Origin of the sequence: Orrella sp. JC864 (genome assembly GCF_037026685.1) — a bacterium.
In the GTDB taxonomy this organism is placed as follows: Bacteria; Pseudomonadota; Gammaproteobacteria; order Burkholderiales; family Burkholderiaceae_B; genus Orrella.
In genome coordinates, this window is the sequence record NZ_JBANET010000021.1 from 54,177 (window position 1) to 80,429 (window position 26,253).

At 58.1% G+C, this 26,253-nt stretch carries 27 protein-coding genes; 11 read left to right on the forward strand and 16 right to left on the reverse strand.

The window, feature by feature from the left end; genetic code table 11:
* Window positions 1-138 precede the first annotated feature (138 nt).
* The 5 genes from V8Z80_RS17135 to V8Z80_RS17155 all read left to right on the forward strand — a co-directional run bounded on the left by V8Z80_RS17135 (window position 139) and on the right by V8Z80_RS17155 (window position 6,189).
* Entirely contained in the window at window positions 139-2,019 is a 1,881-nt protein-coding gene (locus tag V8Z80_RS17135; protein ID WP_336062879.1) for a KAP family P-loop NTPase fold protein, read from the forward strand.
* Window positions 2,019-2,882 carry a Qat anti-phage system associated protein QatB gene (gene qatB, locus V8Z80_RS17140; RefSeq protein ID WP_336062880.1) on the forward strand — a complete coding sequence of 288 codons (864 nt, stop codon included), beginning with the start codon at window positions 2,019-2,021 and terminating at the stop codon, window positions 2,880-2,882. The genes V8Z80_RS17135 and qatB overlap by 1 nt, the downstream gene beginning before the upstream one ends.
* A complete protein-coding gene (gene qatC, locus V8Z80_RS17145) occupies window positions 2,879-4,144 on the forward strand; it encodes a Qat anti-phage system QueC-like protein QatC (protein WP_336062881.1) in 1,266 nt (421 codons plus the stop codon). Before qatB ends, qatC begins: the two co-directional genes overlap by 4 nt.
* Complete coding sequence (gene qatD / locus V8Z80_RS17150) at window positions 4,144-4,881, forward strand: Qat anti-phage system TatD family nuclease QatD (protein WP_336062904.1); 738 nt, start codon at window positions 4,144-4,146, stop codon at window positions 4,879-4,881. Before qatC ends, qatD begins: the two co-directional genes overlap by 1 nt.
* Window positions 4,882-5,169: 288 nt before the next feature.
* Window positions 5,170-6,189, forward strand: a complete 1,020-nt coding sequence (locus V8Z80_RS17155) for a PIN domain-containing protein (protein WP_336062882.1) — start codon at window positions 5,170-5,172, stop codon at window positions 6,187-6,189.
* Window positions 6,190-6,522: 333 nt separating this feature from the next.
* Here the strand turns inward: V8Z80_RS17155 and V8Z80_RS17160 are convergent, their stop codons facing one another.
* Genes V8Z80_RS17160 through V8Z80_RS17170 form a run of 3 tightly spaced genes read right to left on the reverse strand, consistent with a single transcriptional unit; the run spans window position 6,523 to window position 7,427 of the window.
* Window positions 6,523-7,026 carry a hypothetical protein gene (locus V8Z80_RS17160; RefSeq protein ID WP_336062883.1) on the reverse strand — a complete coding sequence of 168 codons (504 nt, stop codon included), beginning with the start codon at window positions 7,024-7,026 and terminating at the stop codon, window positions 6,523-6,525.
* A 32-nt stretch (window positions 7,027-7,058) separates the two neighbouring features.
* Window positions 7,059-7,262, reverse strand: a complete 204-nt coding sequence (locus V8Z80_RS17165; protein WP_336062884.1) for a hypothetical protein — start codon at window positions 7,260-7,262, stop codon at window positions 7,059-7,061.
* Between the two features lie 3 nt (window positions 7,263-7,265).
* Window positions 7,266-7,427, reverse strand: coding sequence for a hypothetical protein (locus V8Z80_RS17170; RefSeq protein WP_336062885.1), 162 nt, complete (start codon window positions 7,425-7,427; stop codon window positions 7,266-7,268).
* A 142-nt stretch (window positions 7,428-7,569) separates the two neighbouring features.
* Here V8Z80_RS17170 and V8Z80_RS17175 point away from each other — a divergent pair, with 142 nt between their 5' ends.
* Window positions 7,570-7,920, forward strand: a complete 351-nt coding sequence (locus tag V8Z80_RS17175; protein WP_336062886.1) for a helix-turn-helix domain-containing protein — start codon at window positions 7,570-7,572, stop codon at window positions 7,918-7,920.
* A gap of 54 nt (window positions 7,921-7,974) precedes the next feature.
* Here the strand turns inward: V8Z80_RS17175 and V8Z80_RS17180 are convergent, their stop codons facing one another.
* From V8Z80_RS17180 to V8Z80_RS17200, 5 genes are all read right to left on the reverse strand, one after another.
* Complete coding sequence (locus tag V8Z80_RS17180) at window positions 7,975-8,298, reverse strand: hypothetical protein (RefSeq protein ID WP_336062887.1); 324 nt, start codon at window positions 8,296-8,298, stop codon at window positions 7,975-7,977.
* 68 nt (window positions 8,299-8,366) lie between these two features.
* Window positions 8,367-9,260 (reverse strand): recombination directionality factor, encoded by an 894-nt coding sequence (locus V8Z80_RS17185; RefSeq protein WP_336062888.1) that lies wholly within the window; start codon window positions 9,258-9,260, stop codon window positions 8,367-8,369.
* A 29-nt stretch (window positions 9,261-9,289) separates the two neighbouring features.
* Window positions 9,290-10,279, reverse strand: coding sequence for a YqaJ viral recombinase family nuclease (locus V8Z80_RS17190; RefSeq protein ID WP_336062905.1), 990 nt, complete (start codon window positions 10,277-10,279; stop codon window positions 9,290-9,292).
* A 98-nt stretch (window positions 10,280-10,377) separates the two neighbouring features.
* A complete protein-coding gene (locus V8Z80_RS17195; RefSeq protein WP_336062889.1) occupies window positions 10,378-11,343 on the reverse strand; it encodes a DUF932 domain-containing protein in 966 nt (321 codons plus the stop codon).
* A gap of 102 nt (window positions 11,344-11,445) precedes the next feature.
* Window positions 11,446-11,787 (reverse strand): hypothetical protein, encoded by a 342-nt coding sequence (locus V8Z80_RS17200; protein ID WP_336062890.1) that lies wholly within the window; start codon window positions 11,785-11,787, stop codon window positions 11,446-11,448.
* Between the two features lie 225 nt (window positions 11,788-12,012).
* On the opposite strand from V8Z80_RS17200, the gene V8Z80_RS17205 reads away from it, so the two are divergent.
* Window positions 12,013-13,311 (forward strand): XRE family transcriptional regulator, encoded by a 1,299-nt coding sequence (locus V8Z80_RS17205; RefSeq protein ID WP_336062891.1) that lies wholly within the window; start codon window positions 12,013-12,015, stop codon window positions 13,309-13,311.
* Window positions 13,304-14,452, forward strand: a complete 1,149-nt coding sequence (locus V8Z80_RS17210; RefSeq protein ID WP_336062892.1) for a beta family protein — start codon at window positions 13,304-13,306, stop codon at window positions 14,450-14,452. Before V8Z80_RS17205 ends, V8Z80_RS17210 begins: the two co-directional genes overlap by 8 nt.
* 226 nt (window positions 14,453-14,678) lie before the next feature.
* On the opposite strand, the gene V8Z80_RS17215 is transcribed toward V8Z80_RS17210, so the two are convergent.
* The 4 genes from V8Z80_RS17215 to V8Z80_RS17230 form a co-directional block, all read right to left on the reverse strand.
* Window positions 14,679-15,248 (reverse strand): hypothetical protein, encoded by a 570-nt coding sequence (locus V8Z80_RS17215; protein WP_336062893.1) that lies wholly within the window; start codon window positions 15,246-15,248, stop codon window positions 14,679-14,681.
* 61 nt (window positions 15,249-15,309) lie between these two features.
* Window positions 15,310-17,901, reverse strand: coding sequence for a DEAD/DEAH box helicase (locus V8Z80_RS17220; protein ID WP_336062894.1), 2,592 nt, complete (start codon window positions 17,899-17,901; stop codon window positions 15,310-15,312).
* Window positions 17,902-17,904: 3 nt separating this feature from the next.
* A complete protein-coding gene (locus V8Z80_RS17225) occupies window positions 17,905-20,025 on the reverse strand; it encodes a site-specific DNA-methyltransferase (RefSeq protein ID WP_336062895.1) in 2,121 nt (706 codons plus the stop codon).
* A 68-nt stretch (window positions 20,026-20,093) separates the two neighbouring features.
* A complete protein-coding gene (locus tag V8Z80_RS17230) occupies window positions 20,094-21,017 on the reverse strand; it encodes a helix-turn-helix transcriptional regulator (RefSeq protein ID WP_336062897.1) in 924 nt (307 codons plus the stop codon).
* Window positions 21,018-21,162: 145 nt separating this feature from the next.
* Between V8Z80_RS17230 and V8Z80_RS17235 the strand changes: the two genes are divergently transcribed.
* The 3 genes from V8Z80_RS17235 to V8Z80_RS17245 are packed head-to-tail and all read left to right on the forward strand — an operon-like array spanning window position 21,163 to window position 22,343.
* Window positions 21,163-21,495 carry a hypothetical protein gene (locus tag V8Z80_RS17235; RefSeq protein WP_319747211.1) on the forward strand — a complete coding sequence of 111 codons (333 nt, stop codon included), beginning with the start codon at window positions 21,163-21,165 and terminating at the stop codon, window positions 21,493-21,495.
* Window positions 21,492-21,905 carry an NUDIX hydrolase gene (locus tag V8Z80_RS17240; protein WP_336062898.1) on the forward strand — a complete coding sequence of 138 codons (414 nt, stop codon included), beginning with the start codon at window positions 21,492-21,494 and terminating at the stop codon, window positions 21,903-21,905. The genes V8Z80_RS17235 and V8Z80_RS17240 overlap by 4 nt, the downstream gene beginning before the upstream one ends.
* A gap of 9 nt (window positions 21,906-21,914) precedes the next feature.
* Entirely contained in the window at window positions 21,915-22,343 is a 429-nt protein-coding gene (locus tag V8Z80_RS17245) for a hypothetical protein (protein WP_336062899.1), read from the forward strand.
* On the opposite strand, the gene V8Z80_RS17250 is transcribed toward V8Z80_RS17245, so the two are convergent.
* The 4 genes from V8Z80_RS17250 to V8Z80_RS17265 form a co-directional block, all read right to left on the reverse strand.
* Window positions 22,340-23,011 (reverse strand): hypothetical protein, encoded by a 672-nt coding sequence (locus V8Z80_RS17250; protein ID WP_336062900.1) that lies wholly within the window; start codon window positions 23,009-23,011, stop codon window positions 22,340-22,342. The genes V8Z80_RS17245 and V8Z80_RS17250 overlap by 4 nt on opposite strands.
* Before the next feature lie 326 nt (window positions 23,012-23,337).
* On the reverse strand, window positions 23,338-24,717 hold the full coding sequence (locus V8Z80_RS17255) for an AAA family ATPase (protein ID WP_336062901.1): 1,380 nt from the start codon (window positions 24,715-24,717) through the stop codon (window positions 23,338-23,340).
* Window positions 24,710-25,771: a hypothetical protein gene (locus V8Z80_RS17260; protein ID WP_336062902.1), complete on the reverse strand. Its 1,062-nt coding sequence runs from the start codon at window positions 25,769-25,771 to the stop codon at window positions 24,710-24,712. Before V8Z80_RS17260 ends, V8Z80_RS17255 begins: the two co-directional genes overlap by 8 nt.
* Window positions 25,772-25,779: 8 nt before the next feature.
* On the reverse strand, window positions 25,780-26,112 hold the full coding sequence (locus V8Z80_RS17265; RefSeq protein WP_336062903.1) for a helix-turn-helix transcriptional regulator: 333 nt from the start codon (window positions 26,110-26,112) through the stop codon (window positions 25,780-25,782).
* Window positions 26,113-26,253 lie beyond the last annotated feature (141 nt).

Here is a 26,253-nt window from a genome sequence, read left to right on the forward strand (position 1 = left end):
CCGCTCCCGACCCACAGCGGTCGTAGGCTAAACAGTCTGTCCGGAAGTGGACGTTCAACGTTCTTGAGAGCGCCGCGTGCCGTCGCGACAGATCAGAAGTAATATCAGACAACTCGGCAGAGTCAGATACAATTTGAAATGTGGTCAGATAACGAAACGACCGTCGACTACTTGAATTTTGGTGTCGTAGCGGACGCGTGCGCGAAACTCCTCCAACAAGCGAACGGCACACCGATTTCGGTCGGCGTCTCTGGCGGCTGGGGTGTCGGCAAGACCTCGTTGGTCAGGATGATTGAAGGCCGGCTGAAACAAGCCGATGCCCCGGGGACCAACACCTACGTCATTGTCACGTTCAACCCGTGGCTTTACCAGGACTTCGAGGGTGCCCGAGGTGCGCTGCTGCAGCTGGTTGGCGATGAGGTCCTGCGGCTGGCGGCCAAGAACGAGCCCCTGCTAAAGAAGGCGAAGCGCCTCCTCAAGCGCATCAACTTCCTTCGCCTCGCGCAGATGGGTGGTGAAGCCGCCGTGACGCTTTACACAGGTGTGCCTGTCGGCAGCATCGGCTCCGCGGTCATGAAGGCTGCTGGGTTCTTCGGAGTTGGCGGGGACGGCGACGCGAAGGAGTCGGGCGACGGAGAAGGCGAGAAGAAGGAAACGGGCACCGACAAGGGGATGCCCAATGATCTGCTCAAGCCCGCAGAGCCGGTCTCATTGCCCAATGAGATTCAGGCGTTCCGCAATGCCCTCGAAGAACTGCTCGAAGAGCTGAAGGTCACGTTGGTCGTCTTCGTGGACGACCTAGACCGCTGCCTGCCCAAGACCGCCATTTCCACGCTGGAATCGATTCGCCTCCTCCTCTTCCTCAAGCGCAGCGCGTTCGTGGTGGCGGCCGATAACGAGTTCATTCGAGGCGCGGTGCGGGTGCACTTCGAAGGGACCGGCATCTCGAGCGAAGTTGCAACGAACTACTTCGACAAGCTCATCCAGGTTCCGCTGCACGTTCCGCGACTCGGTATCAATGAAGCAAAGGCATACCTAGCCTTGCTGTTGATGGAGCGTGCCCATGCTGACGGCGTTTTCGAAAAGGTCGGATTCGACGCAGCAAAGGAAGCTATCCCAAAGCGCCTGCAAAGCAGCTGGAAAGGTGACGCCGTCACGTCCGAATTCTTGCAAAGCCTTGTCGGCTTGGGCAACACAGCCATGCTCGAGTTGATGCAACTTGCTGAAGGGTTGGCTCCGCTGCTTACCCAGTCGAGCGCCGTAAACGCGAACCCGCGGCTGATGAAGCGATTTCTGAACACGGTCTACCTCCGGTCGGCCTTAGCTGCCCCGCAGGGCATCGACCTCGACATCCCTTCTCTTGCAAAGTGGCACCTTGTCGAACGATGCGACGAGACGCTGGCCAACGCCCTGGCTGCAAGGGTCTCGGCGGAAGCTGACGGGCGAGTGACAGTCTTGCGTGAAGCGGAAGCCGCGGCGGCGGCCGGCACGCCCCTCCCCGAGCCTTTCAAGGATGACCCCTTTTCGTGCGAATGGCTGCAGCTCAAACCGCCGCTCGGTAACGTAGACCTCCGCCCCCTACTGCACTTGAGCAGGGATACGGCGACTCGGGACTTTGGCGCGGACAACATGACCGACCAAGGGCGAGCGTTGCGCGACGCCCTGGTCGCTGCAACTGCATCGAACGCACCGCTCACAGAGGCCATCCGAGCCGCTGGCGCCATCCAGGCAGGGATGGCCATGGGCAAAGCTTGGCAGCTGAAGGCCGCGATGCGGACGTGGCGCTCGGGTGAGGACGTCGTTCCGCTCATCGAGCCCTGTAAGGTTTACCCGGAGCTGGCTGCCCAGGCTGCGGCACTCTTGGCAGAAGCACCGGTCGGGAAAGTTGGTCCTGGCGTCGTCCCCCTCCTGTACTCGCAGACGTGGGCACGCCCCACCCTCGAGAAGTGGGAGGCAGACTCTTCGGTGGAGAAACCCACTAAGGCGGCCATCCAGCAGGCGAAGCGGGGGACCCGATAGTGGGAACCTCAACGTCAAGCTCCGGCGGCAAAGCCGGCTCGCCGTTTGACCCGGAATGGCTGACGCCAGAACCGGCGCCTGCCGGCGGCGACGATGCCGCCGACGGCTCAGGCGATGGTGGCGACCCCGAGCCTGCTGACACGGGCACCGAAGCCGGAGCCGAGGGGCCCGCCGCAGCCGGCGAGCGAGCGGCGCCGGATGAGGCTTTCGCGCCCAGTCGCCGGTTCGCCGACGCGCGTTCCAAGATGTCCGCCGCTCTTGGCGGTGGCGGACGCGACTCGTTGCGCGCCGCGGCCAAGAGCATGGTTACCAAGGGCATGGGCGGTGCGCGGCGCGCGGCTTCCACCATGCGAGGCACGGCTCAGGGCGCAGGTGCCCTGGGGCAGTTCTTGGCGTCCGCCCGCGATGGGTCTGACCCGCAGGTTGTTGACTGGGTAAATCGAACACGCGCTGCGAGTCTCGCTGCTGACGACCTCATCCTGGAACTGGTCAAGGAGGTCATGCCCGATACAGGCAGCGTGGACGACGAATCGCTGCGCAACGCCGCAGCCGAGGCGCTTGGGTTGCTCTACGAACTCAATCCCGACATCGACGTCTTCAACCTCACGGATGCGCAGATTCACGATGTCATGGCCATCACCATCGCCAACGATGTCTGCAATCGAATGGACCTACAGCTTGGTCAAACCTACGAGCGGCTGAGGCACGACCCGCAACAAGTCCAGCTCTTTCGGAAGGATGTGCGGGAGTACGTGCAATCGGAAGTTCGTGTCGTCATGGAGCAGCTCGGTGGAACGGGGCTGGACCCCAAGCGGCTCGCCCGTGACGTTCTGCGGTCGGCAATGGAGGTGTTCGCATCATGACGAAGGTGCTATGCACGTCGGTCGACCACTTGCCCGCGACACTCGCAGACGGCGAGCGCGCGTTCACGCTCTTCAAGAGTGCCAAGCGCGCCGGAGTTGGGACCATCGCGCAGGGCTGGCGTGGGTCGTTGAAGCGCAAGGGATTCGCTCCAAGCGCTCAGGCTTGGGATTTCGTGCAGTTCTGTTTGTCGGTTTGCGCAGCCGACCTTTGCTGCTTGCGGAACACCAGTGCGGACGGCTGGACTCGGACCATCGAACTCACGGTCGGCTTGCATGAACCCCTTCGGTGGGCGCCTTGGAAGGCCCACGTCGAACGGATGTTGAAGGTTCTGACGGGGGACTATTGGACGCTTCACTTCGTCGAGGGCGGGGTTGCGCCTCCGAACGGTAGACCCCAGCCGTTGGCCCACGATTGCATCTCGCTTCTGTCGGGCGGTCTGGACAGCCTTGTTGGGGGCATCGACCTGGTGACCCGTGGGCGACGGCCGGCGTTCGTCTCGCAGTTGGCCCACGAGGATTCCGAGCGCCAACGCCGGTACGCCACGCTCCTCGGCGGTGGGGCCACTCACATGCAGTGGAGCCATGGCATCAACTTTACCGGCAGTCGGGAGCCCTCGACGCGCGGTCGGTCTTTGGCGTTCTACGGGTTCGCCGTGATCGCGGCATCCAAGATTGCCGGCCAGCCCGTGCAGGTGTTTGTCCCCGAGAACGGCTTCATCTGCGTCAATCCGCCCCTCGTCCCTGGGCGAGTCTCCAGCCTAAGCACGCGCACGACGCACCCGCTGTTCATAGCAATGCTGCAGGAGTTGCTCGAAGTGCTGGGCATCGGCGTACGGCTCGAGCTGCCGTACCGGTTCAAGACGAAGGGCGAAATGCTGCGCGAATGCACGAACCAGACGTTGCTTAATACCGTTTCCTCAGATTCCACGAGCTGCGGACGGTACCGAACCTACAACCGAACGCACTGTGGCCGCTGTGTTCCTTGCATGATTCGACGAGCAGCGTTTCTCGCCTGGGGCCATGGCCGCGACAGGACTACCTATGCCTTCCCCTCGCTAGCCGGTTCTGACAAGTCCAGCGGCCCGGACGACCCTATGGCGGCAGCACTGGCTGTATTGTCGGTGCGTGAACAGGGGTTGGACCGCTTCCTTGGCGCCACGCTCGCGTTTGCTGCGCCTGGTGAGCGTGGTTCATATCGGCGGGTGCTCCAAGCTGGTTTTGGTGAACTGGAGGCGTTGCTCCAAGCGGAGGGACTCCTGTGATGGACTTTCACTGCCACCTCGACCTCTACCCTAGTGCGAGGGAGGTCTACCGCGAGGCCGCTCGCCGCAATAAGTTCACCTGGTTGGTGACCACGAGTCCTAAGGCATTTGCGGCGACGTCGCGAACGCTGGCGCCGTTGCCCTCAGTGCTCATCACACCCGGGCTCCATCCCGAAATTGCCCACGAGCGCGCAGCAGAACTAGACCTGCTACTGGAACAGATTGCTGGCGTCAAGGCGGTCGGTGAGGTGGGCCTTGATGGGTCACCTCGTTTCAAAGCCCACTACGAAGTCCAGCGCAAGATTTTCGGCGCGGTCATCGCCCGGTGCGCGGAGTTGGGAGGCAGAACGCTCAGTGTCCATTCCCGCCGCGCAGTCAGGGACGTATTGGCGGAGTTCGAGCGGCATCCGAACTTCGGCACGGCCGTCATGCACTGGTTTTCCGGAAGCACATCTGAACTGAAGGACGCCGCGGCGCACGGGTGTTGGTTCAGCATCGGGCCGGCGATGTTCGAATCTGCGAATGGCCGGGCCTTGGCGGCAGCGATGCCGCAAGACCGCGTTGTGCCAGAAAGCGATGGTCCCTTTGCCAAGGTTGGGGGCAAATCAATCTTGCCTTGGAACACGTCCCAGACTGCCGAGGGCCTTGCTTCGCTGTGGGCGACATCCTCCGATGAAGCGGCGGAAATGCTTGCTCGAAATGGACAGGCGCTTCTTTATCTCATGGGCCAACGGTAAGGAAGTGCGCCACCATCACGACTGCTGACTGTAAGCAGATACTCGTGAAAGTCCGTTCTTGGCCGACTCGTGACACTCACCGACTTGGTCCAGCAACCGTGCGGCGCGCAACACAGGAGGGGAGGCGGTTTCATGGCTGATTAAGCACTGCATTTTCATACAGCATGCGCGCCGTCAAGCGACGGCTACAAGCCCTTTCCGCGTTTTATCGTGCCAGTTTAGACCGCACGCGCCAGATATGGCCTGCGGCTTGGTGCGGTCTACATTACGTTAGGCGTCACAAGCCACATGTCACTTCCAACTGCCGTCTTCCTCGACACCAGCGTCCTAGCTGGTCAGCAATACAACTTTTCGTCGGCCGCTCTGACGACATTTATCCCGCTGGCCAAGAAACATGATCTAAAGCTACTCCTGCCTGAGGCAACAGAGAGCGAGGTAGTGCGGCAAATCCGAGAGCGCTCACAGGAAGCACTAAAAGCGCTTGAAGATGCACGACGCAGGGCACCATTCTTGTCAAAGTGGAAGCACTTCCCGCCAAAGCAAACTTCATACATGACGGACTGGGAAGTCATGCGGATCGCTAAGACGGAATGGGAAGAGTTCTTGAAGAACTTCAATCTCATCAAGCTCGACTACAGCGGCGTCAACTTGAAGGCGGTGATGCACTGGTATGACCGCATAACCCCTCCCTTTCGGGAGGGAAAGAAGCGAAAGGAGTTCCCTGACGCCTTCGCAATTGCAATCATCGAAGCACACGCACGCAAAACAGGGGACACCATCGCTGTTGTGTCTGAAGACAGTGACATGAAGCTTGCGTGCGACCGATTCTCTTCGCTTCTGTACTTCAAATCACTTCCCACGCTAACTGAGCTGCTGCTTAGTGATAGCAAGAAGCTCGACAAGATCCGCGAGTCTCTCCTCAATGACCTGAGCACAATCGAAGAGGCCGCCACCGAAGCAGCTGATGAGCTTGACTACTACCACTCAGACCGCGAGTACAAAGTGAAGCGGACAAAGCTTCATGGCGTCTCTGTCGACGATGTTCGTGTGGTCGGAATTGGGGCCGGTGAATGCACCATCACCTTTGATTGCGAACTGGAAGCAGAGCACCTGTTGGAATGGAACGAGTGGGATCACTACGGCGACGACTATCACGAAGAAGAAGCCTGGGTGATCGAAAGCTCACCGCTCTCTGGTACGGCAAAGGTCACGCTTGACCCTAAAACGGGTGCCATTTCCGATGTGTCTTACTTCGATCTGGAAACAGGTGATATTGAGATCAATGAGAATCCAAGGCGGAGATGGTGACGCCTAACTCTTCCATCGAGAGGCCAGGCCAGGCCCGGCTTGCCGGGCCTGGCCTCTCATGTCAAACGTTGAGTGTCTGCTTCTTGACTCCATCAGCGACGGCTCATGGCCGGAAGCGGTCTTTGCCGAGAGCTGTTTCCCGCGTGGACCTCTCCGACACGCCCCCGGCAGCGAGCCGTTCCGCAAGAACTTGCAGGTTCCCAATCATCCCTCCGCCGGCCGGCACTGGCTAAGCCTGATGGCCACCCTGAGACAAAAAAAGATGACTTTTGCAGAGTGCCGGGAATCCCCGGCACTCTGCAAGCAGTCCGCAGCCTGCCTCGGACTCTCCCATCAATCCGGCGGCAGCCCGCACTCCTCCCGCCACTCATTCATCACGTCATACCTGATGGCATAGCCGACTCTTTGAGCCTCCTCGATTCTGGCATCCAGGCAGGCTTGGCCTTTGCTGCTGGCAGAGGATCGCGCCGGCTGCGGGGCTGGCTGAGCCTGCGCGGCTGACGATTCCGCCGTCCGCCCGAACGAATAGGCGTAGGTCCCCAGGTTCGTGACCACGGTGACCTCCTTCACGCTGCACATGTGCGCGAAGAGCTTGACGCCGTCCCCGAACTTGAAGGCCAGGGGCAAGGGGTAGATGCCGCCCAGCTTGACGTTCTTGCAGTTGCCCCGGTTCACATTGAAGCCGGTTAGCACGACCTCGTTGGCCACGGACTCAAGCAGAACGATGGGAACGCCCTGCTCGGTATACAGCGAGACATCGAAAGGCGCTTCGTCCGCGAACGACAACGCGCAAACACCCGCCAAACCGATGGCAAGCAGGGTTTGTTGGATTTTCATGATTGGTACTTCCATGTGAGTGAAAGGGAGGGTCAATTCTTGAGGGCATCGGCCTTTCCCTGCATCCGCCGCGCCTTCACTTGATCGCCGCGCAGCATGATGAAGGTGATGATCGGGGTGAGGACGAGCGACAGAAAAAGCCACCATAGGGTGCTGCGGCCCATGCGTTTTGCCTTGATGCCAACGACGGCGAACATAGCCATATAGGCAATGAAGAGAGGCAGGACGATGATCACGGCCTACTTTCCCTTTGTGGCGTGCAGGAGCAGGAAGCCCAGGACCGGAGAGGCAACCAGCGAGATGAGCAGCCAGAGCAGGAAGCTGCGGCCGGAGGACTTGGCGGCGAGGCCGACGACGATGGCCAAGAAAAACCAGAGGATGAGCAGGGGAAATGCTTTCATAGGTGGTGAGTTTTCATTTTCAGGGTGAACGCGGGGAATGTAAGCACAGAAATGTCGACTTAATGGGTCGAATAACAACCCAAAAAGCACTTCATCTCATAAAGCTGATGCCCAACCATTCCAGTCGGTGTTTGGAGGGCATATGCCAGGAACAGAGGAAAGGCGCTTGGCCGAGGGAGTGGGCCGGGCCATTGCGAAGCGCCGGGGGGCCTGCGGGTTGACCCAGGAACAGGTGGCCGAGCACCTGGGCATCGGCGTGGAAGCCGTATCGCGCATGGAGCGCGGGGTGGCGCTGCCCACCGTGGTGCGCCTGGGCGAGCTGGCCGAGATCTTCGGCTGCAATATTGCTGATCTCGTCACGGAGACGAGTTCCCGAGCTTCCGACCAGGCCCATCACCTGGCGCAGTTGCTCGCCCGGATGGGCAGTGCCGACCGGGCGATGGTGGTGGACATCGTCGAAACCTTGGCTAGCCGCCTGGGCAAGGGGAAGTAGCAACCACGTTGCGCCTTCGGCGTGCCGCCGCCCAAGGGCCGGCCCGTCAACAGGCTAGCCGCTGCCCGATGCCGCCCACGCACCTTCCACGAGGATGATGGTGGTCGTGGCCCGGTTCGCCTCGGTGGTGATCCAGATGGCCGTTGCCTCCGCGAGTCTATAGCGGGACTGGACGCGCAGACCAAGTAGCAGGGCCAACTCGTTTTGCAGCACATCCTCGGGCGGGATGTCGCCCCAGTCGCCATGAATGTGCCGGGACAGCAGCCAGACACCTTCCACGCCCGCTGCCTCCAGCGCGACCGTGGCCGCTCCGGTGATGAGCACCTTTCCTGGGAAGAGGCGCTGCCCTGGCCTGGGTTTTTCAATGCCATGTGACATGGTGGTTCTCCAAAAAGAAAAAGCCCAGCGGGTTGCGCTGGGCCTTGGGGTTGGGTGAAAGGGAAGCATCAGGGAGCTTCTCCTGTCTTGGCCTTGAGCTTGGCTGCAAGGCTCGCCTTGGTTGGCGGCATGACGGAAATTTCCTTGACCGCTGACACGGGCTGATCCTCCGGAAAGAACTCCTCCACCACCGCAGGCACATCCTCCACCGACTCCTCGAACGCGCCATTGGCAAAGCCCTGGCGGGCGGCCTCATCGAGCGCCGCCTGGTCAAAGCCCGCCGCCTTGCGCCGTTCGTCCAGCTCCCGCGCTTCCTTGATCGCCTGTTCCAGCGTCATGCCATTGGCCGGGATCAGGTCCACGTAGTAGATCGGGGTGCGGTAGCTCTGCGTGGTGGACTTGCCGCGCAGGCGCAGCTCCAGCGGCATGCAGGCCAGCAGCCCGCCCGAGACCGCGTGGTAGTAGCGCATGCGCGCCGCCAGCGTCCGGATCGAGTTGTAGGAGGTCGTCCTCAGCACGAAGCAGCCAAGCTGGTCCAGGCCGATGATGGCGTACAGCCGCCCGTAGGGCTTGCACTCCCGGTTGTGAAACCCGCAGTGGTCCGGGTCGTAGCACGGCAGCGTCTGCATGCCCTCGTCGGTGTCGCGGCGGCAGGTCTCGCCGTTGCCCACGCAGACGAGCCGGCCGTCCTCCCGGTCGAAGTAGGAATACTCAGCCCGCAGGTTCAGGTCCGGGTCGTTGAAAGGCAGCATGACACTGAGGCTTCGCAGCTTGTCGCCCCCGTGCAGCCGGCGCTGGGTTTCGTCCTGGGGGTGCAGCAGCCAGCCGTCGTGAGTCTGGACTTGGGTTGTCAACGTGAACTGGTCGTCGCGTTCGGGCAGGCGCTTGCCGTTCCTCTCGACGACGCGCCCGATGCTGATGCGGCCTACCACTGGCGGGGTGATTGCGAGCCCCTTGAGCATGGCGTTCTCCTGTGAATCGATAAAGACTGTCAATCCCGGATCAGGAATCGACGGGTGCCGGGTTTGGTAATGGCGTATTCCGCGACCAGCTCGGGATGGTTCAAGAGCAGCAGATCGGTGTTGATCGTCGTGCTGTCCTGGCTGCGCCGAAACAGCACTCGCCCTGTCTCGAACCGCGCCTCAGACGCATCGCCCATCGCTTGCTGCAATTGCTGCTTGAGCGTTTCTGCCAGGGCTTCCTTGGCCTTGATGTCGGCCTTGACATTGACCAGGTCGGCGAAGGTGGCAGACAGGTTCCTGTCGTCGCTGAAATCCACCGCGCTGGAATTGCCGGGATACAGCACGCGCAGGGCGCGGTCCGCCGATTCGGAGCCGTCGGCAGGCGGCGGGGTGTCGCGGGTGACGTACTCCCAGAAACGGGCCTCCAGGGTGATGAGGCGGGAGATCAGGTCGTCGTCGCGCTGGATGCGGTGGACCTCCAGCCGCTGGCCGCAGATGAGCACGGCCACATGCGCGGCCTGCTTGCCCGTGACGGCGAGCTGATGCTGTACCTGGAGCTGTACGTATTCGGGCACGCCGTCTTGCCAGAGCTTCGCGCCAAACTCCCCCGCCGTCTTGCATTCCAGGATCTGCACCAGGGGCGAGCCGACGACTTCGCGGTCCAGGTTGGCGAGCATGAAGGGGAATTGCGGGTGTTGCAGGACGGCGTTGACCTTGCGCACCTTGTTGCCCGTCTGCTTGGTGTAGGAAGCCGCCACGATAGGTTCCAGCATGGTGCCCCAGTACACCGGATGGGTCGTGTCGTCCGGGTCGGGCTTGGGCAGGCCGGCGTCGCGTCCGGTTTTCTCCATCCACAGTTCAAGCTGCGATTTGTACGGACTCAGGCCCACGGCCGCTGCGGCGTCGGAGCCGCCGATGCCGGTCTTGCGCACTTCCAGCCAGTCGGCGCGCTCGATCTTACGGGTGTCGATCAGGCGCAGAGCGGGCCGGGTGTCGCTCTGGCGTTTAGGTAATGCCATGATGAAACCTCCAGAATGAAGAAACCCGGCCAGCGCATGGGCGCTGCCGGGCTTCATGGGTGATGTGGGGATGGGGTCGAAAAGCTCGCGGTGCTGGTTCACGCCACCAGCTTCAGGGCTTCGTCCCAGGCCTTCTGCTTGATGGCGGCGCCCGCACCAAACCAGGCTGCGTCCAGACGGTGGTCGTTGGAACGGGCGCGGCGGTGGTGGTCGATGTACTCGGTGATGCTGTTGAGCAGCCCCCAGGCCGTGCCGGAGGCCGAAGCCATTTCGGAACCCTTGCCGCGACCGGCATAAAGCTCCTGCACGGTCTTCATGGCCCGATCGTTGACAGCGGTGGGGATGCCATCGGCCTGCGGGTTGACCGGGTAGGTCAGCACCCGCTTGAGGAAGGCTTCCACGGCATCATCCTTCACCTTGCATTCGGCCAGGGCTTTCATGCGGGCGAGGAAGGCGTCCCAGGACGAGATGGCGATGCCGAGCTGGCGCTTGACGGCCTGCGGGTCGAACTGGCTGCGGTGGCCGACCTTGACCGCGCCCGCGGCGTCGCCCAGGGCAATGGCCAGAGTGTTGTTGCAGACCACGCGGACACTGGTGAACTGCGCCGTGGTCGCCAGGGTGCCGTCGCAGGCCGTGGCGAGCAGCAGGTAGCCATTCACCTTGTCGCGGCCCTTGAGGCAGGCGGATTGGCCGGTTTTGGCCAGCGCCCACAGCTTGCGGCCTTCCTTGAGCACCCCAGCCGTCTCCAGCTCGTAGCCGCCCGCTTCCACCAGGTCACGGTAGAACTCGATGACCTCGCGCGGCTGCACGACATTGAAGCGGCGGGACACGACCGACAGCGGGGCCTTGGTGTCCGAGCGGTACAGGACTTTCTGGTCAGGGAAGGCGTGGATGGAGCCGATATTGTCGCTGCCGGCGACATAGCGCACGTCGGCCTTCTCGATGGTCCAGTCCATACCGGCTTCGCGCTGCCAGACTTCGAGCGGCTGGCCGGGGGTGAGCGGATTGCCCAGGCCGTGCCAGGGCTGTTGGCCGACATAGGCCATGGTTTGTACGAGATGCATGGTTGCTCCTTGGATAGGGAAATGACGGGAACGGACAGCACAAACGCCTACGGCCCCGAAGGGCCGTAGGCTGTGCGTGGGAAGAGAAACAGGGATGGGCGTCTAACTGTGCGCCAGATGCCGCTTGCCGAAGGTATGGCCGCAGGCTTGGCACGCGTAGTTGTCGAGCAAGGTGTCATCGACCTGCTCGCCGATGGCCGCGCCAGCAGCGCCGCCCGCGGCGCCGCCGATTAGCGCGCCCATGAGCGCACCGGCCAGGCCGCCGAAGAGCGAGCCGACCGGCCCGGCAACCATGCCGAGCGCCGCGCCGGTTTGCGCGCCGCCCAGGGCTGTGGCTGCGCTACCGGCTGCGCCGGCGGTAGTGCCTACGACCGCGCCGGTCTTGCGGCCGTAGTCGAGGGTGGTGATGTGCTGCGAGTCGCAGCGGGGGCAGGAAAGGGGCATATCGACCTCGTGAAAGGCACACGGGGGGTGTGCTCGGGGAGGTGATATGTGGGTGAGAAATTCTAGGGTGGTGGCACGCAAGGGAAAAGTTCAAGATTTCTTGTCGCACAGTCTGGCCTTGCTGGCCGCCCTGGGAAGAACCGCCAACCGTAACGATCCTGGACATACGTTCCATTGGGCCGTACCCCGTCTTTACACAACATATTCGTTGTGTAAAATACTGTTATGCCATCCAGCACCATCATCTCTACAGACCGCCAAGCGCGGGAAATCGAGGCCGAAATCCACGAGATTACGCAGGCCCTCTCGACCGAACGCACCCTGAAATCTATCATTGACGGACTGCCTAGAGAAGTCATTGACGGCATCCGCCGCTCTCTCAACACTGAAAAACGCGAACTGGGTGAAATGCTCGCAGCCTATTCCCAGGCCAAGAGCGGAAACGTCGAGCCGATGAAGCAAAGAGCCGGAACCGACTTGGGCGACATCCTAATCGTGGCCCGTCTTGCCCAAGGATGGACGCAAAAGGATCTGGCTAGAAAGCTGGGCTTGCAAGAACAGGCCATTCAGCGGTGGGAGGCCGAAAGGTATCGATCCATCAGCCTCGCGGGTTACATGAAGGTGGCCTACGCGTTGTCGTTGAATTTTTCCGTGGATTACTTGAGCCCTGAAGCCTCCAAGTGGATGCCCACCTATGAAATCAATCCCGCTGAGGCACAGAAAATCCTCAAACATGCCAGGGAGCATGGCTGGCTAGATGAACCCGATTCCGATGAAAAAGGCATCAAGCGCCTGATTCAGTACGTCTCCGAACACGTCAGCAAACATGGCACACCCTCATTGCTGCGGACAGGAATCAATGTCAAGGACTACTCCGAGAGTTGGGTACTGCTCTCATGGAAAGCCCATGTCACCCGCCGTGCTGAAGAAATTATCAAGCGCGAGAAATCCAAATACCGCCCACTCGATCTTTCCTGGCTTAAACAACTTCCGAAATTAAGCCAAGCCGCTGACGGCCCTTTGCAGGCCCAGGCGCTATTGAAGCAACACGGCATCATTCTTATCGTCGAAAGAAACATCCCAGGCATGGGCGTCGATGGCGCGTCATTTCTAGTGGACGAAATTCCGGTCATTGGTCTTACTCTGAACAAAGACACTATCGACAATTTCTGGTTCACGCTCATGCATGAAGTCGGACACGTGATCCTGCACTACCGAACCGGTTTGGCTTCTGGCTTCTTTGACGACATTGACCACGACGCAGTCGATGAGTTTGAGCAAGAGGCAAATAACTTTGCCTCCAATCTGCTCATCCCTGAAGAAATTTGGGTACGCTCGCCGGCCCGCATCGCTAAGACTGCCGCCCCTATTGAAAGCCTTGCAAAACAACTAGGTATTTCACCCGCCATCATCTACGGTCGAATCCGATTCGAAAGAAGAAACTATGCCATCTTCTCGGATAAGATAGGCCGCGGGGCGATACGTAAACTTTTCCTAGCACAGCAGGAGGCGCAACATGCCTGAGCGCAAGAAAATCGTCTATAGTCCTGCCCTTCGTATGAAAAAGGGTGAATTAGAAGGGCTGCGCGAGCTTAGGCCAGATGTTGCCGCCTGCATACTTCCCCGCCTGATCGTTCCACCTGCCAGTGAGCGAAAAAGTAGCAGCCAGGAAGAATTATTCGACCTTGGTGATGAATGCCCTGATGTCGGTGGAATCCTCAGAAAATACTGGCCATGCCGTAATGTGCTGATAGACATCACCTACCTGATCGAAGAACTTGGCACTGACAACCTTTCCAGTTGGTTGCCAACATTATTTACCATAGCACGAAGCCTAGATGTCGCAGCAGTTCCCTGCATCCATCTGACCGATCTGGAAAAAATTGACGCTGCGGCCTTTAGGCGAACCATCGACAGTGGTGCAGAGTTGAAACTGGGTCTTTGCATTTTGTCGGGTACGATGGCAGATGTAGGCCTTCAAACGCGAATTGAAACTGCACTGATTGCACTTGGCATAGCAATGACAGACTGCGTTGTCATTGTGGATTTTGCCGATTCTGATCTTTCCGACCCCGATCTTGTCGCCCCGGTTATCCAAGGTGCCCTTGAGCAATTACAAGAAATTGGCCAGTGGCAGCGCATCATCTACCAAGGCACACATTACCCTGACAAGAATCCGGCGGAACCTAATCAAACCGTAATCTGGCCGCGTAATGAATGGCGGGCTTGGAAAACGGCGGTAAGATTTGACCCGACAACAGCGGAGCATTTTGCTTATGGAGACTATGCCGCCGACTGCGCCAGAATAAAGTTTGGGGATCAGGGAGGGCGACCTATCCCTCATCTACGGTACACCACCGAATCCAACTGGCTTGTGGTTCGTGCTGAGGACACAGGTGATCAGGCTACTCTCATGAAAAATGTCTGCGAACGAGTTATAGCGAATGCCCGGTTCTCAGGCGCGTCTTTTTCCGAAGCTGATGAACGTATCCACGACATTGCTCATGGTGCTGCGGGAAAAACCGGAAGCGCCACAACCTGGCGCCAGTGGAACACCACACATCACATCACCCGTGTCGTGGCAGATGTCGCAAAGGTACGGGGCATCACGATTAGCAAAAAACCGAGTTCGCCATCCAGCGCTCAACTGGAGCTGCCTGCATGATGGCGATCGCGCACACAGCAGCGTATCTTGACCGCTTACAAGACCTTTGCGGATGTGCCTGGTTTCGCCAAGGCCGCTACGGGCTGGCGGCGGTTTGATCGGTTTACTGTGGCTGCTCGGTGCTTCAGGCTGTTGCAGGTCGGTGAGATACACCATGGTTTCCCATGCACTATTGCTGATCTGATAGATCGTCTCAAAAAGCCTGGAAGAGGCGCTCCGTCGACGATTACAAACCAACTGCTGTAAAAGTTGCAGTTATGCCTTCTGTTCCATACGGAACTTTCAGGGTGCATCCGCCGGGAGTCTGTTTAGTAACGATTATCCCTGTGTTCCCTTCGATATTTACGCTAATTACCTCGTTGGGGAACGCAATTGGCCAACTAATCGAGTGCTGAGCAGTTCCCGCAGGGATTTTAACGGTCAGTCCCTGAGTCAAAATCCCGTTGGCATAGAGTTTGTAGTACCCGGCTGGTCCGACCTCTACCAAAACAACTTGCTGTTGTTTGAGATGTTCTTTCTCTTTTTCAGATAGGTCTTTTGAAAGAATTTTTTTACTTTGCCTTGTGAAGGAAAGCTTGAGACCGCCGAATTCGGCGCTTTCTATGGGTAAGAATTGGTAAGCCCATGGCAGCAGAGCCATTGCCAAAAGCAATACAGTAATTGCGTCGATACCAAGACTGGTAAAGAAAATATGTAAAAAAGCCAAGACTAGAGCCGTGGCGGTAAAAGCCACTTTCCATATTTTTTTATTATTAAGGTAAGGAGCTTTCGATCTTAAAAAAGCAGCGAATTTCATGTTATATCGAGGGCGGCGGCTCACTCTATCTGTTTGAAAAAGAAGGGCGCCTAATGGCAGCCTATAAATAATCGTCTGCCAGCGCACTTCCGAACAAACTCAATGGGTCTTTAGCAGAAGCAACAGCCTCCTGCACATCCAATCGCTTCAAATCCAACACTCGCAACTTGTCTTTCACTGCAGCTACAGATTCGATTCGACGATAAGCGTCCGGATGCTGTGCGGCATATCGTGCCAACCCCTGCAGCTTGGGTAACGAATCAGCCAGATGCAAACTGTGTGGATCAACCAAGTCCACTACAATTTTCCCATCCTCCTCGGCAAAAAATAGGAAATCAGGGCGAACGATTCTGTATTGGTCGGCATCAACATAAGCGATACCCAACGAGGACTGCCCTGGTTGCTGCGGGTTGCGATACCAGAATATAAACCCTGCCCGTGCAGCTTCGGTTTCAACTACCGTGCGTTCCCAGTCGTTTAATTCCGCCGGATACTTGCCAGCTTCGTCGCACAGTAAATGTCCTTCCCATAGCGGCAGGGCGGTGATCTTTCCGTTGTCATCGGCCCTGGTCGCTTCATAACGTGCCTCCGGCTTCACCAGCCCCACGTCCTGTGGCTCGGCGCTCATCTCGATGATCTGCCGGTAAGATTCCTGACGGTCATCGCTCAAGGCCTTGATTTGTGTGCCGTACTTCGCCAGCCAAGCCTTGGCCAGCTTGTCCGCCTCTGCATCGAAAAAAGCCTGTACCTCCATGACCAGACCCAGCCCAGCCACGGTCACGCGGGCCTCGACAATGGCCTCAAGATAGGCCTCTGGGTCGCCCTCGCGGTCAGCTTCCTTAGCAGCAAGATGATCAACGTAAGAGTGGGCAATCGACGGGCTTAGAAGCCGTGCCGCGCGCCGGTAAGCATCGTCGATGACGGCAACGTCCGCATCTTCCCAGAACTTTTCAAGGCTGCGGCCTTTGCCCTGCATGTCCGCCTTCACTGTCTTGCCATCGACAACTAACACAGACCGCCGCTTGGTTGTGATCTTGTCCGCGTTGTCGTTCTGGAACGTGTCCAGCGCTGCGTGCATTTCGGCATGAGCCAAAGCGCCCGCACCAGCCAGGATGCCATCGGAAGCCAGCTCATGCGCCAGCGCGGTCAACCTGACCGCAGGCTTTGCCCCTTTCTGCGGTCGCGTCTGTGACGGCAAAGCCTCGAAGACATCCCATACGGCCGCAGACGCAGCCGGATTCGGCTGCACCTCCACATGGTCAATCAGGATGCGGCCCGGCGTTGCTGCTTCACTGCCAGTGGTCAGTGCATCGACGACCTGCTCCACGGCCTTGCGGTTGAACTTTGGCAACAAGCAATCGACCGCGTTCAAACGGTCGTTGCCAGGAATACGACGGGCCAGCGGGGAGCGCACAAGTCGGCCCAGCAACTGCGTGATATGGGTTTTGTCGCTTGCGGCACGGAAGGAAACCATGACCTCGGCGCGCGGGCAATCCCAGCCTGTGCTGATTGCGTCCTTGGCGATCAACACCCGAACCCAGATGGATTCTTCAACCCGTTGCGGTTCGATGTACGGCACGTCCCGATTGCCGAACCGCTGAGTGACGTGATCGCCGAAAACATGCGCCACGCTGGCCGCTGGAAGCTCTGGATAGCGTTCAAAGATGGTATCCAGCGCCCGCCCGATTTCATCGGGATCTGGTGTATTGGGAACCTGCAAAACCATGAGTGGCACAACGACATGGGCCTCTTGTTGCTGTTTGGCATAAGCGGCCCAAGCCCGAGTGGAAGCCTTCAATTTATCGGTCGCACGCCGCACCAGCACGGTATCGAAGTCACCCGCCTCATCGGGAATGTCCAGCAGGATCGTGTCCTTGATAAGACCGGATTCTTGCACCTTGACTGGGTCGACTTCGACGTTGGGCAGCTTGATGTGCCTGCCTGCCGATTCGATGGCCTTGTTGAACCGCTCCACCGTGGCCGAAATTCCCCAAACTGCCGGAATGCCTGGCACACTGCCCACGCCATTGATAAGCCGCTGCACGATGGTGCTCTTGGCGTTCTGGCTGGCCGCTGTTTGCGCGCCCATGCCCCTGTGCGCTTCATCGAGCACCAGATAAAGCGTCAGATCGGGGTCTTCGATGGTGTTCTGGATCGTGTCCCAAATGGTGTAAGCGCGCAGGTCAGGGCGCATGGCCGGGAAGGTGCTACCGGCCTTGGCCTCCAATTCCTCCGGGTCGTGCCCGCGTACCAGCAAGCTGTTCTTGCCCAGCTTCTGGGTGTTGAGGAAGTAGATTTTCCTCGCCTCGAACTTGGGCCGGTTGAACGTGTTTTCCACCACCACCAGGTCGGTGTAGTTGATGCGATCACTGGCTTCTATGATGCGGAAGCGGGTTTGTTCGTTCAATGAGGGGTCATCACTGAACCAGATAACCACCGCGCCGGGGTCAGCATCGAAGTTGAACTCGTCATCCCCGTGGAAAAGCGCCTCGAAGGTGGCAGCGGCCATGACAGTCTTGCCTGCACCTGTGACGGCAGTTAGGGAAAAGGCCGTCTTGTCTGCCTCTCCGTGCCACAACCGCCGCGCCTTTCTCAGGTTGTTCAAGGAATCGCGGACAGCATCGCGCTGATAATCTTTGAGCGTGAATTTCATCCGTTATTCCCCGTTAGTGAAGCTGAAGTTGGTCAGATAGGATTCGTAGAGCCGCACCGGCTCTACGCCATCGGGCAGCCGCTTGGCGATAGCCTGAAAGCGGCGGTCATCGTCGGTGACGATGTAGGCGATACGCAAGCCCTCGACCTTGCCCAAAGCCTTAACGAAGGGCGTGGCGGCGTCAACGTCAGTCAACAAGCCATAGGTGTTGGCTACCGCCCAGCCTTCTGTGGGCAGCTTGTCGATCCGCTCGCCTTGTGCGCCGGCCCGCAGCCACAGCAACGGCGCGATGCGGGCAAAGGCCATGTTGTAGCTGACGGACACCGGAGTTTCGTAGGTCAAGGTGAAGAACTCGGCGTTTTCCTCGAAGCCCTCGGCCATCGGGAATTCGTCGGTGAATCTGTAGTCCCCCTTGATTTGCTCACCCGCAGGGGTCTTGCCGCTGATAGCAGCGGCAACCCGTGGCTTGGTGATGTAGTCGCAGATGCCCCACTGCTCCCATTCGGGGTCGCCGGGACGCAGACCTTGCTCGCGCAGTTTCTTCTGTTCGTCCGCGCCGACTTCGTTGTTGGTTACGCTGATGCATTGGCGCTGGCCACCGTCCTGCTTGTTCAGACGCATCACGGCGTGGGCGGTGGTACCAGAGCCGGCGAAGAAGTCCAGAATCACTGCTCCCGGTTTCTTTCCGACAAAAAACCTAAGTGCGTCTTCGATTGCGTAAGGTGATTTTGGATACGGAAATCGCCTACCCGGCAGTAGTGCTTTTAAAACACCAGCTCCGTATTCGCTTGCACTATGGGAGACCATATTCCAAATAGTTGTTGGGCTACGCGTTCCTGTCGAATCGGCGAATTTCAGTTCCAATGCGCCCTCTGCATCTTTACTAACAGCAATAACCTCGCCGGTTTCCAGCATGGTTCTGATCCCACGCTGCAAGTAATAAGCAGGTCGAAGACCAGTATTTGGGTCACGCCGTCCAAACTTGGCGTGACCCATTCTGATGTATTCACGCAGTGACTCGGGGCTTAACCGCCACATCAACTCTTGCCCGTTTCTATCCACTGGCCACAGAACAACTGTGCCTGGCGGGGGAATTATGCTTTCTCGTTTCACCCGCAACTCTGGGGGCTCCCCTACCGAGTGGAATGCGCCCGTTTTTTCATCGAGGAAAATCGGGAAAAACATACTTGGAATCCGATCTCTTCTACTTCCTTCTCCATTGCGCATGAGGCCAGCCCAGCGAACTTCACGTTCAACGTCCGCATCATCTCGCAACATGTCAGTTCGCCATGGAGTTACTGCCGCTGCTCCAAATAGCACAAAGAACAGGTACTCATCCACGCGGCTGAATCTACCTGCTCGCGATGAGCCTTTAGGGTTGATTACACTGCTTACCATTTGGATGGTCGCCTCTGGGAACATCTGTTCCAACAACAATCCCAGGCGCAGGTATTCCTTCTCATCAATCGTGACGATCAGCACAGAATCTTCCGGGTTTAACAGATCTTTGGCCACCAGCAAGCGTCGCTCCATCATGGCCAACCATTTGCTGTGCCGATACAGGTCGTCACCCTCTACGTAATCGTTGTTGTATTTCCAGTCCTTCGCCCCGGTATTGTAGGGCGGATCGATGTAAATCGCGTCCACCTTGCCGCGATGGGTATAGGTCAACGCTTTCAGGACATGGTAGTTCTCGCCGTTGATGACCGTGTGCCACGGCTTGTCGCCACCGCGCTGCACCTTGCCTGTACTGACCAGACCCGGGTAAATCGTGTCGCGGAACTCCGCCACCACTACCAGGTCATCCAGCGCGACCGTCTGTTCGTCGGGCTCTTCGGTATTCAGCAGTTCCAACTCAGCCGTTTTCTTGCCCTTGTGGATGGCCTTCACCTGCCACAGTCGTTGGTCGCCCTTCTTGGTGGAGCCGCGCGCCGGTAGGACGCGCACTTTGTCGCCCTTGCGCACAGGCCGCAGGGGCAACTCTACCGCCTCCGGGCTGTGCCGCTCGAAGTTCAAACCAAAGGGCAGCCGCGCCGAAAGAATCTTGAATTCTCTATCTAACTCTGCCCCCAGCTGCACATCCTTTGCTTTCGCCCTAGCGATCAAATCGGTCAGTCTAGACATGCATTCCCTTATTTCTCTTCAATTCTTTAAGCTTTTCTGATTGGGCAATCCACATTCAAGTGGTCAATTCATACACGTTTTGTTTGACGTAACTGGCATCGATCATTTCTTTTTCCTACATATCCCGGCGCCAACACCGCATTCGCCACGCCATACAACGCCAGGCAATCCTTCAGCCACAACCGAAACTCCGGTCCACGCAGGCTGTGATCCGGCGAACAATCCACGCTCCACTTGCGCAAGGTGTAGCCCACGGTCGCTGCACGCACCCGCATCTTCAACACCCCGTCGCGCATCCCATAATCCATTTCCGTCACCTTGGGATGAGGCTGATCCGGGTGCGGCACCAGCTCCAGCTCGACGATGCGCGACCACTGGATATCCTGGTCGGGGCGCTCCCTGTCTTGGATCACGCCGTCGCGCACCACGCTCGCGTCCATGATCCGAGTAAGTACGAAATCCCGGAACTCACCGGATTTGCGGTCGTAGGCGCGGGCATGCCAGCGCAGCCCGGTATCGAGCAGGGCAAACGGCGCGATCTCCCGCTCGCTTTTTCCGGTGCTGATGGAGTGATATTTGATGCGCAGCACCTGCTGCTGCTTGATGGCCCGCGTCACGATGGCCAGGGTGGCCAGGTCGGGCTGGGCCAAGCGGCTGGGAATATCGCAGATGATGCCGGTGCGTGAGCTGATGGGCTCCCCATCCCCAAAGCCTTCCGACAGCCAGGTCAGGATGCGTTCGGGGGAATAGCTAAACAGCGGCTTGAAGTCCGACCCCAGCAGGTAGATCTTGGTGCGGCTGTCGTAGGCCATGTTGCCGGGGGCCAGTTCCCGGTAGAGGCTGAAGTCGCGTGTCGCCGCGGCGGTCTGTATGCCAAAGCGGTCCACCAGGTCCTGCCGGCGCATGTCGCCTACGAACCAGAGCTTTTGCTCGATGTAGGCCAGGCGGTCGCGCTGCGGGTGGCTGAGGTCTCGGAGGCGATCTTGGAACATCGGAAGGGTGGCGGATGGACGACAGGCGCAATCTTACATTCACCGACGCACCATGGCGAGCTCTTATTAACATTATTTTAATCCATCATTAGAATCAATTTGATCTATACTTGGCGCATGCAGACCAAGCCAGGGAGGCGCTGCCATGTGGCTGATGACCAATATTGGATTCTTTTCCGCCGTGCAAAAGCCCGGCACAAACTTCCTGACCGTGCGCGCCCGTGTGCGGCAAGACCTGGACAAACTGCGTGAGCAGTACCTGCCCGGCTTATCCCCTACCGTCGGCCATGCCGGCACGGACTACCCCTGGCGGGCCACCGTCAGCCACGAGCAGTTCGCGCAAGCCGTGGGCAAGATGGTGCAAGACGTCACCTACGACAATTTCAAGAACGAGGTCGCCAAGCGCCAGGGCAAGGCGCGGGCGCAGCGCTATGGGCGTGTGTGGCATGCCCTCTACGGCATGGGGGATGACGAATGAGCAAGAAAGCCTATGGCGGGGTTATCTTCGACAGCAACGGGCTGGTGCTCTTGCGAGAGCCCAAAAACCACTTCGACGGTTATGTGTGGACATTTCCAAAGGGGCGTACAGACCCTGGCGAAACCCCCGAGCAAACCGCGCTGCGCGAGGTCAAGGAAGAAACCGGCGTGGATGCAACCATCGTTTCCCTGCTGCCTGGCGAGTATCTGGGCGGCACGTCGGTAACTCGCTACTTCCTGATGGCGGCCGAGATCGGCGCGGGCGGCGTAGCGCCCGACGACAAGGAAACGGCCTCGGTCAAGTGGATGACGCCCGCCGAGGCGCGACAGCACATCATGCAGACCACCAATACGACGGGGCGCAAGCGGGATTTGGCTGTGCTTGATGCCGCGCTGCACATGCGTGGATAAGGATCAGTCATGAAAAAATCCGAAGAGAAAGCGCTCCTTATTCAAGGAAAAAACTCTCTATATGACCGCCTTACGGCAGAGTTAAAGCACGCGGATGATGAAGGAGCCGCAGAGCAGTTTCTCGATGCTGAAGCAATCGTTGATCAATATTTGTACGCAATAAACGAGCAGTCTATGGATTGGCCTGACCGACAGGATCTTGCCTATGCATGCACCCATATTCTTGTCACAACAAAAACCATGACGCAAGGCGACTTGGATTTCTTGGGCCGGCTGAATTCCGTCATGTTGGGAATTTCGATGATAGCGATTGCCCCACAAATTAAGGACATGAAAGATCGAGCCATTGCAGGCCTTGAGAAAATGGCGGCTTCTGAGCGAAAAATCTCTCAGTTGAATGGCGTGGACCAGCCGTTAGAGAACGACATACCCTTTTAGTCGAAGTGCCGGACGCCAAACACTTCACTCTCCCCACGGTCTGCTGGGATCTGGCTTACCTTAGCCATGTATAGGCCGATGAGCTTTCGCAGGGCATAGCGCTTTTCATCGTCGTCACGGTGAACGTAGCCAGTGGCGACACCCCATTTGTGTCTGTATGCATGGCGATAGCGAGCGCGGGGATGGAAAGTGCCCCATCCGCGTGCAATACGCTCCCATTCCATGCCCAAATCCTCGTGGGCGCTTCCGTGGTCACGCCTGCGAACTGAGACGAAGGCAACGATGTGGATATGGTGCGAACCACCATCCTCGCCATATTCCTGTCGCCAAATCAAGCCACGTATGTCGTGCAGAATGGTTCGCCGATGGTCTTGAATCGGCTTACCCATGCGCTTACGCTCACGTGCGTAGGCACGAGCATCCTTGATACGCCGAAACAGATCATCCCTGAACTTCTGCATGGTTCTGAAGTTCACGTCATCACGAAAGCAAGGCTTGATGTTCAGGGTTATGAAAAGAACCTGATGGCTCTTGTGCAAGGCGAACATTTCGTCTTCAAAATCCAGTCCTGTTTTCTGGTTTCTGAGGAAGCGTTGCTTCTTTCTTCTCTGAGTATGGTAGCCGTCGTTTCTATCGAACCAGTATTTCCTGCTGCTGCTATCGAGCATGATTGACCTCGTTGGTTAAGCCAACGAATCAGGTCATGCAATAAAAAATTATGGCTTGAATGAATTGAAATGGATATTGCTTATAAAACCTATTACATAGGGACTGCAATTTCTGACGAGCTACGGTCTGAATGAAAGATCGATACTTTTCCTACGTGTAGATAATTCTGCATCGAGAAATTCCGCTTTCTATGCTGATTATTTCTTTCTCCAAATATGCAACAGGTCGCAGAATAAAAATGGCGCGGTATATTCCGCGCCAAGTTGTTGCTGCCTCATAAAAATCCAGGCCGCCTATTAGCGACAGCAGGCTGTGTGATGCATCATTAGACGCCGATGCTGCCATCTTCGGCGTCTTCATCGCTATTGCCGGGCAACTCATTCAGGGAAGTGCGTCCCAGGACATCATCGTATCTCGTGTTTATCGACTTTTCGACTTTTCCGTATTCTTCGTCTTTTTCGTCTTTTGATATGCCTGCCGCATAGCTATCGTCAAAGCGTCCTTCATCGCGTGAGTGCAGGGAAGAAAGCGGAAGTTTAGGACTTGCTCCGCGACGGAATGTAGTACGGACGTCGCGGCGGCTCCGATAGCTGTCATCGTGATCGAGGGGGCTCTCGCTTTCATCAAACCCGGCCCCTGGCAACCACCAATACCATGGACCACGCGGCCTGCCTGGCTCTTTCCCAGAATTTCCGCCCAGCGCAGCAAGCGCCTGGCGTAGTTTTTCGGGGATGAAACCCTCCTCTTTGCCTAGCGTAAGAACCTTGTTCGAGTGCACCGGGCCACGGTCAAGTAAGTCTCGCAGAAAGTGAGTCTCGTCAGCCAGGTCATTCGCAATGGATGCGCCAGCGTTGGACTCTGCTGCTCGAACGATAGCTTCAGGGTCACCCGTCAGCGTCTGTACGTCCCATGTCAGGCGTACGCTATCTGCTGTTCCCCCATCGACCTCGATGCTGTAGGGTTCTACCGTAAAAGCAAAGCCACCATCGGTTGGTCCGATATTGGACTTGGCGCGTACCAGCACACCGCGAGGCGGATTGTCCGGAGCCGTGCCGGTTCCCGTGATCTTGACGACGAACATCGCGATGCGGGAGATGGCCAAGTACGCCACGCTGCCATTGATACGTTCGGCTAGTTTCTTCTTAGTCGACGCCTTACTTAAGTGACGCACGCCAATGATGGCGATGCCTTCTTCTTCGGCCAATACAATCAGCGGCTCCAAAGTGCGGCGTACATCGTCGTTGCTATTGGAATTGCCGGAACCCGCCGGCAATGGATCAATCGCGATGACGCGAACATCGATGCCATCGGCACGCAGTCGCTTGATCTCATTGACCAGACTGGGCAAATCGGTCGGTTTGAAAAAGCGTTTGCGACCGTGTTCCGCGACACCGCGCAGGATAAGGATGTTACGCAGGTTTGCGCCAGCCGCTTTCAGGCGCACGCCAACGGTGTCTTCAATGCCATCTTCGCCCGACCAGTAGATGCAAAAGACCTTGGGCGCACGAGTGCCATCCGGCAGCAGCCCGCCCATGGAGAAAGCCGCGAGCAACTCCGCCAAGAGTGTCGTTTTGCCAGAGCTTGGGTCACCGACCAACAGATGTACCTTGCCTACGGCGATCCAGAAACGCCAAAGCCAATTGATGGCTTGCAGCACGATCTGATGAGCGAAATGCAGAATGATGCCATCGCGTTTCTCAAGCATGCTCCGGCTCCTTATGGAACTCGTGTGCGAGACCAACGGCCAAGGGCAACTCACCGTTCAGGCAGCGAGGGCGCACGTACATTCCTGCCAGGGCGACACTTTCCAGGCCAAGCAACAGATCCGCGCGTTTGCTGTCATCGCTGGCGGCCATAAAGTCTGCCCACTTGCATGTGGAAGACGGCCAGTGAAAACAGTGGCCATGACCGTTCGTTGCGGTAAGCCACGCTTTCGTCAACACGCCATGCACGTCCCCGGGCGAGATGCTTATCCCATCGAAAAGAAAAACAGCCGTGGTGTACGGGCCGTGTATGTGCGAGTAGCTCGTCAAATATACCCACGCAAGTAGCTTCTGTTGCCGAGGGATGGATCCCGATAGCAGCGTATGAAATGCACTTCTCCAGGACTGTGTCTGGACAACATCTGGATGAGAGAACGCATCGCCTTGTGTGAACTGGCAATGAAGCGACGCCACCTCATCCTTGCTTTTCGGCACAAAGTCCCGGTGGAGCAGATCCACTTTGCAGGCAAATATTTTTTCACCCGCTGCCAGCACGCCTTGAATGCTGGTCTGAGTGTTGGCCCAAATTCTCTCTGCCTGCCTCTGGTGCGCAAGTGACTGCGTGATGATTCGATTCTGGCGAGCAACATGATGGATGTCTTGCAGAAACTTATTCAGTCGCACCGTTGCGTCGAGCGGGTCAGAAGACCAGCGACTGCGGATCATGTCCATCTCATCATGCTGTGAGTGGTTGATGAGGGATTCCACTGTAGGGGCAAATGCCAGATCCGTGTAGCGGGCAAGCTGTCCGCAGTCAGAAAAAGCTCTCATCAAGTCGGCAGCATCCGTCTCGCCGCGCTCTTGGCGGGCGGGAACGCGCAAAGGCGCGTCTCCCCCCAAGACTTTGACTGCTACGTTTACCGCGCTGAAAAGATGGCGCGCCAAATGGTCTCGAAAAAGGCTGATATTTCCATCGGCTGAATGCGTCAGGCCAAACACGCCGCACGCCCGTAGGAGCTTGGCGTATGTATTGACTACAGGCGTGGTCGTTTGCATTGAGGTCATCATTGCGCCACCTCAGCGGTGATCGCGCGAGTGCGCGGGCGACTGACGATCCATGCATCCACTTCGGATGCGATCCAGCGATTGCTGACCTTGCCGGTAGACGATACGTTCACCGGGAGGGGAAAGCTCCTATCGTAGGCGGGGTCGCTGGGGTTCATGCGCGCATACATAGAGCTGCGCGACAAGCCGGTACGCGCTTGAACTTCGGCGCTGCGGATCAGCGTAACGTGTTGAGCCGAAGCTAGGACGTTGGCTTGATCGGGAGAGGCGAAATGATGTGCGGCCTGTTGGTGTTCCTGGGTAGCAGAGGCCCCTGCAAATGCGTAAGCCATGTCTTCTCCTTCCGCGTGTGCGGATAAGTCGTTGAGCAATAGATGTCTTAGGGTGAGTTCGCGCGGCAGAAATGCGGCGCGATTGAGCGTGACCTCCTCCCACGAACTGGACAAGCTCAATCTAGAAAAACCGGCTGGTCA